The organism is Leptospira sarikeiensis, assembly GCF_004769615.1.
In the GTDB taxonomy this organism is placed as follows: Bacteria; Spirochaetota; Leptospiria; order Leptospirales; family Leptospiraceae; genus Leptospira_B; species Leptospira_B sarikeiensis.
On record NZ_RQGF01000028.1, the window covers coordinates 419,707 to 433,877 of the forward strand.

The 14,171-nt window shown below is 40.0% G+C and carries 11 protein-coding genes; 9 read left to right on the forward strand and 2 right to left on the reverse strand.

Annotated elements, in window-relative coordinates; all coding sequences use genetic code 11:
* The first annotated feature begins 50 nt into the window (after nucleotides 1–50).
* Complete coding sequence (hflX, locus tag EHQ64_RS13190; protein ID WP_342775366.1) at nucleotides 51–1,721, forward strand: GTPase HflX; 1,671 nt, start codon at nucleotides 51–53, stop codon at nucleotides 1,719–1,721.
* An 8-nt stretch (nucleotides 1,722–1,729) separates the two neighbouring features.
* Here the strand turns inward: hflX and EHQ64_RS20485 are convergent, their stop codons facing one another.
* Nucleotides 1,730–1,855, reverse strand: a complete 126-nt coding sequence (locus tag EHQ64_RS20485) for a hypothetical protein (RefSeq protein ID WP_020769644.1) — start codon at nucleotides 1,853–1,855, stop codon at nucleotides 1,730–1,732.
* A gap of 113 nt (nucleotides 1,856–1,968) precedes the next feature.
* Here EHQ64_RS20485 and murB point away from each other — a divergent pair, with 113 nt between their 5' ends.
* The 4 genes from murB to EHQ64_RS13210 all read left to right on the forward strand — a co-directional run bounded on the left by murB (nucleotide 1,969) and on the right by EHQ64_RS13210 (nucleotide 6,378).
* Complete coding sequence (murB, locus tag EHQ64_RS13195) at nucleotides 1,969–2,922, forward strand: UDP-N-acetylmuramate dehydrogenase (RefSeq protein ID WP_135649933.1); 954 nt, start codon at nucleotides 1,969–1,971, stop codon at nucleotides 2,920–2,922.
* A gap of 15 nt (nucleotides 2,923–2,937) precedes the next feature.
* Nucleotides 2,938–3,519 carry a TetR/AcrR family transcriptional regulator gene (locus EHQ64_RS13200; protein ID WP_135649934.1) on the forward strand — a complete coding sequence of 194 codons (582 nt, stop codon included), beginning with the start codon at nucleotides 2,938–2,940 and terminating at the stop codon, nucleotides 3,517–3,519.
* Nucleotides 3,520–3,964: 445 nt separating this feature from the next.
* Complete coding sequence (locus tag EHQ64_RS13205) at nucleotides 3,965–4,684, forward strand: TetR/AcrR family transcriptional regulator (protein ID WP_246048760.1); 720 nt, start codon at nucleotides 3,965–3,967, stop codon at nucleotides 4,682–4,684.
* A 152-nt stretch (nucleotides 4,685–4,836) separates the two neighbouring features.
* A complete protein-coding gene (locus tag EHQ64_RS13210; protein WP_135649936.1) occupies nucleotides 4,837–6,378 on the forward strand; it encodes an Lcl domain-containing protein in 1,542 nt (513 codons plus the stop codon).
* 4 nt (nucleotides 6,379–6,382) lie between these two features.
* On the opposite strand, the gene gpmI is transcribed toward EHQ64_RS13210, so the two are convergent.
* The gene (gene gpmI / locus EHQ64_RS13215; RefSeq protein ID WP_135649937.1) at nucleotides 6,383–8,023 is read right to left on the reverse strand and encodes a 2,3-bisphosphoglycerate-independent phosphoglycerate mutase; all 1,641 of its coding nucleotides are present in this window, start codon (nucleotides 8,021–8,023) and stop codon (nucleotides 6,383–6,385) included.
* A 241-nt stretch (nucleotides 8,024–8,264) separates the two neighbouring features.
* On the opposite strand from gpmI, the gene EHQ64_RS13220 reads away from it, so the two are divergent.
* The 4 genes from EHQ64_RS13220 (at nucleotide 8,265) to EHQ64_RS13235 (ending at nucleotide 14,000) form a co-directional block, all read left to right on the forward strand.
* Nucleotides 8,265–10,292 carry a hypothetical protein gene (locus tag EHQ64_RS13220; protein WP_135649938.1) on the forward strand — a complete coding sequence of 676 codons (2,028 nt, stop codon included), beginning with the start codon at nucleotides 8,265–8,267 and terminating at the stop codon, nucleotides 10,290–10,292.
* A 240-nt stretch (nucleotides 10,293–10,532) separates the two neighbouring features.
* On the forward strand, nucleotides 10,533–11,552 hold the full coding sequence (locus EHQ64_RS13225; RefSeq protein ID WP_135649939.1) for a DUF1554 domain-containing protein: 1,020 nt from the start codon (nucleotides 10,533–10,535) through the stop codon (nucleotides 11,550–11,552).
* A gap of 402 nt (nucleotides 11,553–11,954) precedes the next feature.
* Nucleotides 11,955–12,803, forward strand: a complete 849-nt coding sequence (locus EHQ64_RS13230; RefSeq protein WP_246048763.1) for a DUF1554 domain-containing protein — start codon at nucleotides 11,955–11,957, stop codon at nucleotides 12,801–12,803.
* 108 nt (nucleotides 12,804–12,911) lie between these two features.
* Nucleotides 12,912–14,000 carry a DUF1554 domain-containing protein gene (locus EHQ64_RS13235; protein ID WP_135649941.1) on the forward strand — a complete coding sequence of 363 codons (1,089 nt, stop codon included), beginning with the start codon at nucleotides 12,912–12,914 and terminating at the stop codon, nucleotides 13,998–14,000.
* Nucleotides 14,001–14,171: the final 171 nt, after the last annotated feature.

Sequence of the window (14,171 nt, forward strand, 5' to 3'; positions counted from 1 at the left end):
AATTTATTAGTAAGCTCAGCGGAAACCTCTCCGGACTCAAGTCCAACCAAATCCAAAGACTCAAAAAGCTCTCCGAACGGAGAATACGGGAAGATGTGATCATCACACCAGAAGTTTCCCGAACACTCACAGAACTTTCCTTAGAAATCGGCCGCCAAATCGGGATCCTAATCGATCGCAATGGATATGTGACCCATGTTACCGTAGGTTCCGATAGCTCCATAGACATCCCTTGGTTGGATCGGATCAGGACTTCCGAAGCAAGATTAAGAGGACTTCGATTAGTCCATAGTCATTTAAAAGAAGAAAGTCTGAACCAGGAAGATTTGACCGACTTAGCTTTATTACGTTTAGATTATATAACTGCAGTCACAATGGATGAGAAGGGTCTTCCCAAATCATATTATTCCGCTCATGTAAACCCAGAAGACGAAGATGGAGAGCCTTGGACTGTAATTTCTAAAAAAGTCCCGGGACAATTACAAGAAGGTATCTTAGAAGAGATCCTGGATATCGAAGGCAGAATGGCCAGATATCGTAGGAACCTAAAAGGCGCCCAAAAAGAGAACCGTGCATTCTTAGTAGGAGTATATCCTGAGAATAATCGGATCCGCCCTCCTGCTCAATCTATCGAAGAATTAAAAGAACTCTGCAGAACAGCAGGGGTACATGTAGTTGATTCGTTTATCCAAAGAAAAAATCGTTTGGATCCATCTACAGTATTAGGAAAAGGTAAATTAGAAGAGATCGTTCTGAAAGCGATCCAGAAACAAGTGGAACTTTTAGTATTCGATCTTGAACTAACTCCTTCTCAAGCAAAAAAGATCTCGGACTATGCAGATCTAAAAGTATTGGATAGAACCCAGTTGATCTTGGATATATTCGCAAGGAACGCGACTAGTAGAGACGGTAAACTTCAAGTGGAACTTGCTCAGTTAAAATATCTGAAAGGAAGACTTTCCGAATTGGATGATAATATGTCCAGGCTGACCGGGGGGATCGGAGGAAGAGGACCTGGAGAGACCAAACTTGAGATCGGAAAACGTAGAGTAGAAGAAAGGATCTCCAGACTAGAACAAGAACTTAAGTCCTTAAAAAAACGTAGAGAGATCGCCAGAAGAAGACGTAAGAAAAACGAGATCCCGGTTTGCGGAATCGTCGGTTATACGAACGCAGGAAAATCAACTCTTCTAAACGCGATGACCAACTCTACAGTATTATCCGAGGATAAACTTTTCGCGACCTTAGATCCTACCTCCAGAAGGATCCGCTTTCCTGAAGAAAGAGAGATCATCGTATCGGATACGGTCGGATTTATCCATGATCTTCCCCCTGAACTTTCAAATGCATTCAAAGCGACTCTGGAAGAATTAGGGGATTCAGACCTTCTTGTTCATGTGGTGGACGTTTCCAATCCGGAATTCAGACAACAAATGGAAGCGGTAGAAACTATATTAGAAGATTTGAATCTTTCCGACATTCCGCGCATCTTAGTCTTTAATAAAGTAGATGGTCTTCCGGAAGAAGCTCGAAATGAATTACTTAGAGAGGCGGATATTGATACGATCTATGTTTCCGCGATCCAAGGTTTCGGTTTGGAAACATTATTGCATAGGATAGAAGAGCGGATCTACGCCCAGGCAGAAGCGAAATTATCTGAGTCTAGGCTTTGGGAAGAAGATGAAGAATGGAAAGAGGAGACGGAAAAAACGTACGTCTGATCTAAGTTTTAAACCAGACCGGCCAGTTTTTCCTGATCCAGAGCCAATCGGATCACTGAATTGATATAAGTTTCCCGATCCGATCTTCCGGTGATATAATCTTGGTAAACGGACTGTAAGAGCAAATAAAACATATTCTTTCGGCCCCCTAAAAGAATGTTCGGACCGATTTACTCGACTCATAAGCCTTTTTTGGACCCGAGACTTTTTTCTTGCTACTAAATCCGAACAAGGAAACTTGAATAAAGTGGCACCTCTTTCCGAAATACAGATTAAAGAATTAAAGAATTCATTATCGGAAACCGGTCTACCCTTCCGAGAAAATCAGGATCTAAGCGTGCATTGCTCCTTTAAGATCGGAGGAATTTCCCCCATAATCGTAGAACCGGAAACCCAAGAGCAAATTTTAGAAACATTATCCGTATTCAAAAAATTAGATCTTCCCTGGAAAATCTTAGGCGGTGGAACGAATATACTCATCTCAGATCATCCGAATGATTTTGTGATCCTGAAACTTTCCGGCGGTTTTAAAGAATATGAACACCTAGGAAACGGTGTATTCCAATTAGGGGCTGCAACAAACACAACGCCTGTATTTCGCCAAATTTCCCAAAAAGGTTATACAGGAGCAGAATTCCTGAGTACAATCCCGGGTTGGACCGGAGGAGCAGTGATCCAAAATGCAGGTTGTTACGGAGGGGAACTTTTCGACCTGATCCAAGAAGTGGAATTTTTAAGAGCGGGAGAGATCTTAAAAAGAAAACCATCCGAAATCGAACATGGTTATCGATTTACCGAATTCTTAAAAAGAAAAGATTCTATCATTCTTTCCATAAAGATCGGTTTAAAAGAAGGAGACTTGGAAGAGATCGAAGCTTCTTTAAAAGAGAAAAGAGACAAAAGAAATTCTTCCCAACCTCAAAATAAAAAAAGCGCTGGTTCCATGTTCAAAAACCCTAAGGTATTCGACGAACAAGGGAAAGAAACTAAAGCTTGGCAGTTCATAGACAAAGTGGGACTTAGGGGTCTACAGATCGGTGGTGCTCAAATTTCTCCGGAACATTGTAATTTTATCGTGAATACCGGCAGTGCAAAGGCTTCCGATGTATATGGATTAGTGAATACGGTCCAAGAAAAAGTGGAAAAAGAAACGGGTGTAATTTTAGAAAGGGAAGTGGAATACTTCGGTTCCATTCCTTGATTCCAGGAAAATAAAATGCCAGTAGTTCGAGATCCGGAAGATAAAAAAGAAAGAATCCTTAGCTCAGCCCTAAGGCTTTTTACAGAAAAAGGTTTTGAAGGAACTCCTATACCCGATCTTGCAAAGGATGCCGGGATCGGAGCAGGGACCATTTATAGATATTATAAAAATAAGGAAGAGTTGGTAAACGAACTCTATCGATATTGGAAGAATAAACTCCGAGAAACTCTTGCAGAAGATTATCCTCCAAATGCAAAATCAAAAGACCTATTCATCCATTTATGGAAAGCATTGGCGAACTTCTACCATCGTTATCCAGAAGCATTCGAGTTCTTAGAGCTTCATTATCATTCTCCATATTTGGATCAGGCAAGCAAGCAGGCGACTTCCCAAACTATGGAGTTTATCTGCACTTTCTTGGAACAGGCAAAATCAAAAGGAGATATTCGATCCGACCTAGGTTCGATGGAACTTGTCTCCTTATGTTATGGTAGCTTTGTAGGCATGGTCAAAATGGCTAAAGGAGGATATATTCGACTTTCTCCAGAGACTCTACATGCTTCAGGACTTACTCTTTGGAAAGCACTAGCAAAGTAAGATCTTATAACCAAATCGATTAAACCTCTTTCTATTATTATGACCACCTGATCTGATCATTAAATTTATTTCTTACAGAACAATTCAGCCCTTATAGTGCCCTCTTCCCTAAAACGGAAACAATATTCCAAACCCAACATTATAAAAATCACAATTTATCATTTCTCAAATAACATCTCTTTCTAATATGTTTATATATTAGATTCTAATGATTTACGGAATCTGAATTCCGATTCCGCCGTTAGGATAAATCTTTTTAAGAATGGCTAATCCAATCTGATCAAGATCTTCCATACTGATTCAGAACTTCAGATTTGAGCTTTACTATAAATTATGTATCTTTCGGCTTTCATCCTTGACAATAATTACCGTTAGGCGAAATTTTCAGCCTTACTTTATAGAAAGAATTCGTAATAAAAAAGAAAATTTGAAAATGGTACCCCGAATGGAAAACAACCCTCTGCCAGAAACCCAAAGTATTTCCTCGGATCCAGAGCTCACACCGGATCAGGATCCCGTTCATAAAACAGACAAGGAGTCTACAGAAGAAAAATCCCCAAAGAAACAAGATGAATCTAAAGAAAGAATTATACGATCTGCTCTTAAACTCTTTGCAGAACGTGGCTTTTTCGAAACGAGAATTCCGGAAATCTCTGCGCATGCAAAAGTGGGAGTCGGAACAATGTATAGGCATTTTCGGAATAAGGATCACCTATTCAACGAGGCGTTTCGGATCTCAGTTCAAGAGTTCTCTCAATTTTTGGATAAAGCTATTTCTAAGAACCTAAGTCCCAAGGAGCAATTCTTTGATTTTTGGAAAGGGTTAGGACTTTTCTCTCAGGGCAAATTAGATCAATTGATCATGATAGAAAGAAATCTATCCTCTTATATTTTGGATGAAGAAAGCGCGAGAGCAGCGGCTCTCTTAAAACAGAAAATTTCGGATTATTTTGCTCCTTCTCAGCATGATAAATCTCTAAGGCAAATCTATCCTTCCTTAATCCTTGGATCTTTTACAGGGATACTAAGATTCCACAGGATCCAAGCAAACAACATAGAACCTTCTATTTTAGAACAATCCGCAGAAATGTTATGGGAAGGATTCGCAAAAGTTCGCCGACAAGAAGCCGCAAAAAAGAAAGAAAAACAGTCCAAAAAAAACTGAATTTAGAGATGGGATGCGTTTTATTTTGTCGGTGTTTGCTTTTCTATAGAATAAGTAAATAAGAGATAAAAAACTTATTTACCAGATGGACATAGATCTTAGGATAAATTCGTCCTATAGTTCGAAACACCCATCCCTTGAGTGTAGCCTGTATGCGAGCCCGTTTCATTCTTCTTATACTTGGATTCGGAATGTTATGCAAACCAGTAGATACGCATAACCCGGGAATTTTATATTCAAATGAATGGTGGGAAACCACTTTCGTTCGTTGTATCACCGGAGAATTAGAAGCATGCGTTCCCGGACCAAAAATCACCGGGGCACTCGTAAGTAAATATATCAGCAATTCTTCCGGCGCAATCAATATCACTAGCCTAAACTGGACCTCTGACAGTACTGGAACTTATACTGTTCTTACCGGATCAACGAATTGCTCAAATGGAACTGTCTTAGATTCCGGGGCAGTGACAGCAGGAGTTAATAATCTCTTAACAATCGATGCAATGGATATTCCAATCGGAAATACTTATCTCAGGATTTGCGTAATCGATGATGAAGATGGAGACCTTGGATCAGGAATTTTTAATATTATTCGAGACGATACTGCTCCGAGTGTAGATACAAATCCTATAAATGGAATATATAATAGTTCCAAAAATGTTTCGATCGTATGTTCAGATACTGGAGGAGCCGGTTGTAGTAAGATCGCATACGTTACTGACAGCTCTACTCCGGATATACAGGGCGATACCGGAACAATCAATGTTGGGACCCAATACACTTCTCCGATCAATGTTGCTGCAAATACTAGCACGACATTCAAGTTCGTTGCAAGAGATAAGTCGGGTAATGTATCCACGGTTTATACTTCTACAGTAGCGACAGATACTCAGACTCCAACTTCTACCTCAATTAATCCAAGTAACGGCGCCGCAGGAATACCTGTATCTCCGGGAAGTATTACAATTCAATTTGCCGAACCGATGGATACTAGCCTTACCATGTCGATGACTACTGAAATTAATGACGGGACCAATTGGGTGGCGGCTTACAATAGTTATACTATGTTTGATTGGGCGGATCCACAAACATTAGTCATCACGATCAGTTGGGTTTATTTTCCGGAAAGTTCTTCGATTCGTTGGACCATTCCTTCCAGCTCTTTAAAAGATTTGGCCGGAAACAGCATGACGCAAACAGGAATATTTAGTACCGGAATTGGTAGCACTCCTTCTGGAACTCAAACTTATACTGGACCGACACAAAATCCGACATACACTGCGGATTATACGACCTATGATTCTTCTACAGGCTTAACTTGGAAAACATGTTGGGAAGGAATAAGTGGAGCAACTTGCGGAGCTGGAACCAGGACAGAAATGCCTTGGTACCAAGCAATAGATGGTTGTGCCTACTTGAACAGTATTCACGGAACCGGGATCGGATACGCGCAAAGACAAAACTGGAGACTTCCTACTGCAGACGAATTGTTTTCATTGGTAGAAGGTAGTAGCAATCCTTTCATTAACACGACCGCCTTTCCAAATCCGGTTGCAACCGCAACCTGGACCGCCTCCAGAGGAGTAACAAACACTCCTTATCCGCAATTTGCTAGAACCATCGTATTCGCTTACGGGATCTATAACGAATTCGATAAGACCATTTCCTACGCAGTTCATTGCGTAAGCGATTGATCCTTTAGTGAGCGATTAGACTAGGATGATAATCTTCCGGAGTCTCAAAACCCATAATATCTAAAATTGTCGCTGCAACATTCGCAAGACCAGGATCTTTGACATCGGTCCTTAATTTGATCTTATTTTCCGGATCTAAAACGCTAAACGGAACCGGATTTAGGGTATGTGAAGTTTTTGGAACCGGCTTACCTTCCTTATCTTTTTCCACATTTCCTTTTTTGTCCAATTGATACATTTCGTCCGCATTTCCGTGGTCCGCACTCACAAGTAAAACTACATTATTTTTTTTGCATGCTTCTGCAAGACGGCCCATACATCCGTCCAAAAACTCCATTGCTTTAACGGTAGCCTGATAATTTCCTGTATGACCGACCATGTCCCCATTCGGAAAATTGATCCTATAAAAATCAGATTTATGCTCCCCTAGAACTTTTTCGAGTTCGACTGTGATTGCCTCTGCCTTCATTTCAGGAGTTTGATCAAAAGGAATAACGTCGGAAGGGATCTCTTTATAATCTTCAGTATTAGAATCGAATTTTCCGGATCTATTTCCGTTCCAAAAAAAAGTCACATGGCCGTACTTCTGTGTTTCGGATAACGCATATTGGCCGATACCGGATTTCGCCATATATTCACCTAAAGTTCGATCGATTGCGGGAGGACTTACCAAAAATCTTTCCGGTAATTGTAGATCTCCATCATATTGCATCATCCCTGCGTAACATACTTCCGGAAAATAGCTCCGATCAAATTTATCGAAATTCTTTTGAGTGAATGTTTGGGAGATTTCGATCGCACGGTCCCCTCTAAAATTCGTAAATACGACCGAATCTCCATCTACGATCTTTCCTACCGGATTTCCATTCTCTTCTATCACGAAAGAAGGAAGATATTGATCGATTACCGCCGGATCTTCTTTTCTGAAAGTTTCAATCGCAGTTTTTGCATCCGGGAATTTTCTACCTTCTCCCTCTGCATGTATCTTCCAGCCTCTTTCCACCATTGACCAATCCGCTTCGTAACGATCCATAGTGATGGTCATCCTTCCTCCACCGGAAGCGACCTTAATGTCAGCGCCGTTTGATCTGAATTTATTAAGCCATTCTTCAAAAGGGATCAAATAATCCAAAGCGGACTTCTCCGGAACATCCCTACCATCTAAAAGAATATGAAGACGGATCTTAGGAACCTTCTCTTTGATAGCAGCTTCTATCAAAGCCTTGGTATGATCGATATGAGCATGGACATTTCCGTCGGAAAAAAGCCCAATTAGATGAAGTGTAGATTGTTTAGTTTTAGTATTTTGTATAATCTCTTGCCAAGCTTTACCTTCGAATAACAATCCTTTTGCGATCGAGTTATTGACAAGTTTCGCTCCCTGATCAAAAATGCGTCCGCAACCGAGCACATTATGCCCGACTTCAGAATTACCCATATCTTCGTCGGAAGGCATTCCAACAGCAGTTCCATGTGCTTTCAAAAGGATCGTAGGAGATTCTTTCCAAAGCTTGTTTAAAAAAGGGAGATTCGCACCGGCAATCGCGTTACCGAACTCAGGTCCCCTGGGGGTATAACCAACCCCATCTAAGATCACGAATAATAACTTCTTTGGAGAGAACGGATTTTTTTTCTTCAGCTGCATTCTGTTCCAGGAAAGCTCCTGTGCACACATAGTCAAGAGGATTCACATAAGGACTTCGGCGTAAGTACTTCGGTTTATATAGGTTTTATAGAAAAAGATGGAAGATTTAGGTTTTTCGGTGGAAGTGATTAGAAAGCATTATATGATGGTTTCAAACATCTCGATCCGCCAAACGGATCACAACGAGATCTTTCGCTAAGTATATGCTGAAATTTTAATATATAAATTAATTGTTAACAAGATGAGTGCAAAAGGGCCGAAACCATTAGATCCGCATACGGGAAACGTAGCCGTCCCAAGCTTCTTAAAAGTAAAGAAGCTAAACGAAGTCGTGAGTTATTACATGAACGACAAGATAACTCACTCGGTTTACAAAGCTATTTCGGCGGCGACCTCATTTAAGAACGTCAAAAAAAGGCAATTATTCGAACCTCATCATAGGGTTCCAGAAGTAGCTGAATTAGGCCCTAAGGAAATCGATCTTCATCTTAAAAGGCTTTTAGAAGATGGGACAGTTTCACAACTTGCATACTTAGTAAGTGACGATGCAGAACAACCGAAAGCACTTCCTTGCTATGCGGCCTTTCCTGAAACGGAATCCCTGGATCTAAGTAGGATCTATTTGGAGTTATTGGATTACTCCGTCTCTTCTCTCTTAAATTATCTAGATAGAAAATCGGAAACGAACAAATCTTTGATTTGGGAAAATCTAGAATCCGATTGGGAATGGGGAGCCAGGAAAGAAGCGCCCTTCCCTCAGTTATTCCTATACTTAAGACAATCATTTCAAAATGAACATTTCAGAATACCGGCAAACTCAGAGTTTATTAAGGATTTCTTATTCGAATTAGAAGATGATCTTCACAAAAAAGGAAGAGTTATAGACGTTCCCGGTTACGGTTTGTTCGGGATCCGAAATCCTAAAGAAGCAGTCCAGATAATGGACTATATCGACGATTTTATACAATCCAAAGCGGCAAAACCTTTAAGATACGTTTTGATGGAAGAATTCCAGAAAATCGCTATGGAAGAAAAATTATATTATTCTAATTCTTCCAATCCTGAAACTTCTCAATTCAAAATAGCCAGGGCAGAAGCTCTCGCAAAAGTTTTACCGAATGGCAATCCAAGCCCCGGAACTCCCGGAATGCTAAGTATAGTATTACTAAGAAGTCTCGCTGAAATCGCCGAAAAAGAACTTCATCGTCAATCTTCCGAAAGAGATCGGAACAAATTCCACGAAATAAAAAGGAATTTAATATCGGAGGGAGGATCCTGGGAAAGAAAAGTACTTCTTCTAACAGATAAAGAGTTCAAATCGCATCCTGAAGAACTTAAGAGAATGTTAATAGATGATCTGGAGATCGGCTATTCTACTTGGGAAACAAAAACCTCCACGATCCACGCCTTCTTTCACAAAAACGCAAACAGCGTGCGCCAGATCATTCTAAGCTTAGGTGCGTCTACAAATGCTGAAACTTGGAAAATTCTTTGTATCAGGCAATTGGTCGAATCCAACGAGCCTCAGATCAAATCGGTCTTTAAAGAGCCAGATCTTGTAAAAGCCTACGGAAAAGTATTAAGAAAAGGTTATATGGATTATTTTCCTTGGTATTATACCATTCTGGACTGGTTCGGGATCGGAAGAATATTCCAAGACGTATTTTTTGCACAAGCCAAGGATAAGATCAGACTGCAACAAAACCAATTGAAGGTCCGTAATCACGAAACTTCTAAAAAGGAAGAGCAGGCAAGGATCCAAGAAAAGATCAAAGAAGAAGAGAAGATCCGCCAAGCCGATCAAAAATCCAAAATTTCCTCGGTAATGGACGAATACTATTTTAGGAAAAGTTTTCCTCCTACCGCTTCCGAGATCCAAGAAAATATCCCGGATTTTTCCGCCGATCTATATTATCAAATTTTAGATCGCGAAAAGTTCGTCTTTATCGCCTGGGAAAAAGGGAAAGAGAGAATGGATCAGTTAATCTGCTATCCTCCAACTGAATCATTTCGGAACAAAGCAAGAGAATTACACAAGGTCCTTTCGGAAAAATTGGAAGTCCTACAAAATAAAGTAAGAACTCCCGAGGAAGAAGATAATCGAAATAGGATCTCTAAGATCATAAAACATGTGGATGAGTGGTTTGCATCTCATAAGGCTGCGGAAAAAGGGAATCCAAACGCTCCGAAGGGAAAATCAGATCCGGAAGATCCTTTTGAATCTTTTAAAAAGGAGATTGATAAATTAAGAAAAGTGAATAAATCTTAAAAAGATCAATACCTTCTTTATAACCCCAAATCCTCCGATCAAGACCTATAGCTTCCCCCCACTCCAGAAATCTAAGCCTAGTCCTTCCAAGACATATAAATATGAAAAACCGGTTTTTCTTTCGCTTACTAGTTGGAAAAGTTTGAAGGCTAAAATAAAAAATTCCCTAAAAAAAGAAAAAATGAGCAAAAACTCACATTAGATTTGTAGTCCTTCGAAAGAGATATTTCTGCATTAGCTATGGATTTGAGATCGAAACTTCTTTGTTCTAATACCTTTTTTTATCTATTCTTTTCCATTTTTTCGAATTGTAATCAGGCAAACCCGATCAATTTGGACGGCAGCAATAGTGCTGCCGGAGTTCTTTTGCATATTGCTATACCGGATATTATCGGATCAGATACCGCGATCCCGGAAGGTTTGCCAGAACTTTCTACAAACACTATCTATGATGCAGGAGATACTTTTATTGATCTGAACTTCTCCGCACAAAGCTCCGTAGACGAAAATTTCACTATGGCCATAGTAAATTACACAACTGTTAATCATCCTCATTTTATAGGTTATAGTAATTTCACTTTGCCTGCAAATACCGGTACATACTCGATCGGTTTCGCCTTGGATGCTGATGATGATAATTGTTTAGATCGTTCCGGAGATAAATTCAGCTTCCGAGTCACGAAAGATTCTACGGGAGATTCATTCGTATATAATGTAAACGTAAAAGATGGGGATTACTGTGTATTTCAATCGGCATCTAAGTCTCTCGCTCAATTGGGAGGATTAGACGGTATGGACAATCACTGTAAAAATCTTGCTATTAATAAAAACCTACCTAGAAATCCGGCTCATTATAAAGCTATGGTCGGAGCTATTTCCGCAACGCGCGGAGATAGAGACCCAGGGGAAAATTTATCTTCTACTTCCTTCTTCAGAAATAATAAAAGATATGTCCGTAAACAAGCGGATGGATCTTGGGTGAAATTATTCGCGATCTATGGAGCCTGGCCTCCTAGTTCTGACTTTGAAAACCCTCTGATCGAATCAGGAGATTACTGGACGGGAATGCATTCTGGATGGCATAGAATGGATTCGAATACTTGTTTAGGAGGATCCGAAAGCTGGACGGAAACCTCGGGATCTGTCAGCGCAAATTTAGGAACTTCTAGTGTGGTGTCGGGAGATGCAGCGTATAAAACATTAGAGAATTGCTCTTCTCCCCTTTCCTTACCTTTTGTTTGTGTGTATTCTCCGGATTAATTTATGAAGAGAAAATTCCTAAGCTCTTAACATTTAAAAAGATCCCGAGAAATTGGATAAAAATTTCCAAAAAATCGTTCAATTTTTTGGCGGCCTGGCTGTTTTCATACATTAAGGGGTATTTTCCCTTTAGGATTGGGTGGGAGCATGAAAGGGTCAAAATCAATTAAAACTGTTTTTATTCTATTATGTCTCAGCTTAACACTCTCAGCATGTAATAATGCAGAAACCACTGCCTTGGACGGAAGTAAACCAAGTGTTGCCGGTGCAATTATTATAGACCCACAAATTCTACTTAGCTTTTTCACACCCTCACCTCTTTACCCTCTGGATCCACTTCTAAACGAAGGTGAAACTGTTATCACTGTAGAAGAAAATGATGAGGCGGATATATCATTCAAAGTGCGGGCAAATCCGTCTGATACTGGCACAATTGTTTCTTACAGATTTTATCCAACCGATCAGATCACTTTTGTAACCGATAACGGTCAAAATTATCTTACCATAGATTTTGTGTACAACCCCCAAACTGAAACATATGTGAATGGCTTTAATATTAATGGTGCAGAAGACAATAATTGCGTAAATAATACTTATGATCTCGTCGCTATAGAAGTAGAATCCGGAAATTCACAGACCTTCAAAGTTAAAGTAGGTGATGCTGATAAATGTATCTTTATTGCTACGAATAACGGTGCTGGTTATGCGGGCAACTTTGCTAAAAAGGGAATAGATAATGATGGCTTAGGTGCGGTAGAAGTGGCTGATGCGATCTGTAATGCGAATATTCCGACTGGCATTAATAAAGACGTAACCTACAAGGCGATGATAGCAGCCACCAATAGCCCTGCAAGTATAAGATATCCCGGAAGCAATTGGGTATTTTCTTCCTTTACAAGTTATTATAGTCAAAGCGGTTTAAAACTCGCGAAAACATTTACTTCCGGTACTACAATCGGATTTGCAAACGCTGAAACTTGGACAAATAGTTTAGGGACTTCCGGTAAAATATGGACAGGCTTTAGTTCTATAGATTGGGGAATCGATACACCATCTGCAACACAATGCGCGGGTATATATAATGCTCAAGGAGCACAAGCATCTTGGTATTCTTCTTCTGCAACTGGAACCCAAGGAGTTCTCTCCGCTGTCAATGGACAGTCTATAGCAGAAATGACTACAACCGATCCTGCTACAGTAATCGAGACCATATGTTCTGCTAAACGGTACATTGCTTGCGTAGGGCAGTAAGACTAAGTAAGGAAATTTTTTTCCTAATTCATAAAAAAGTTCGATAACAGTTCGTCTTCTTGTAGTATATTTGGGGCAAACCCTTAAGCGAAATTAGATGAGGCCTGTATGTATCGTTCTCATTGTATTCTTAGTTTGATATTATTTATCCTTCTCACTTACTCTTGTAATAAGGCGGATAGTATCGATATTGATAGTAGCAAAAGCCCGATTACCGGAGCAATTATGATCGATCCTACTATCTTTTTCGGTGTAGGAACTCCAATCCCCTTACAAATAATTAACCCTCCCGGAGCAACGGCTGCGACGGTTGTTTCAGAACGTAACCCTTCTTCTCTTACTTTAGAATTAGTAACACCATTAGATCCAAATACTTCGGATACGATTACTTTTACATTTGGTACGAACGATACCAGTTCCGTTCAGATCCGAAGTGTTGCAGGAAGTAATGATAATACATATACTTTTGATCCTGCATTACAAGCGAGCCAGGCTGTTCTAACTCTTTACTTGGATGATGCGGATTGTATAGAACAGAAATATTATATCGTAGCAGTGGATTCAGTGACCAATGTTCCACAGCAACTTGCATTCAGTACCAGAGATTTGGATAAATGCGCCTTCGTTGCAACGAATGACGGAAAAGGTTGGCAAGGCAATTTTGCGATCGATGGCAAGTTGAACGATGACGCGAGGGGATTTGCAGATAATGCTTGTAATTCTTCTTCGAGTAAGCCTAGCAATTTTCCTGTGGCGTCAACCTATAAAGCATTATTAAGTGTGACCGGCCCGAGCAATGGGACGAAAACAAGAGGGATCCAATACAATGATTGGCCTCTCTTAGCAAATACGAGTTATTACTTCGGAATTCATAGTAAGAAAATGTTTACCACTGATGCAGGAAGAATTTACGACTTTAATCCGGAGATTTCACAGACGCTTTCTAACGGATTAGTTTGGACGGGATTACTTCCAAATTGGTCCGATGCTACACTTAAAAATTTTAGCGAATGTAATGCTTTAGGCCCTTCCGGTGCACCTTTAACATCTTGGTCCAGCAAATTGATTACAATTTCTGGCATTGTAGGAAATTTAGCAGCAAAGGATTCGAATCTGATCTCTAAAGAAGCTAGTTCCGGACTTCCTGATTATAATACATGCGATAAATCTCGCTATTTCCTCTGCATCGCCCAATAAAATTAGCCTTTCCATTCCTGGCTAAACGGCAGAATAAATACCACTCTGCCATTTTTCTATTCTCTTAATATAACGGTTTAAATGTTATCCCACTATCTTTGGAAAAAAATTATCAACTTCAGAAAAAGTAAGCAACCCGTTTAGGGCGATTTGTTGGATTTGTTGAAGGCG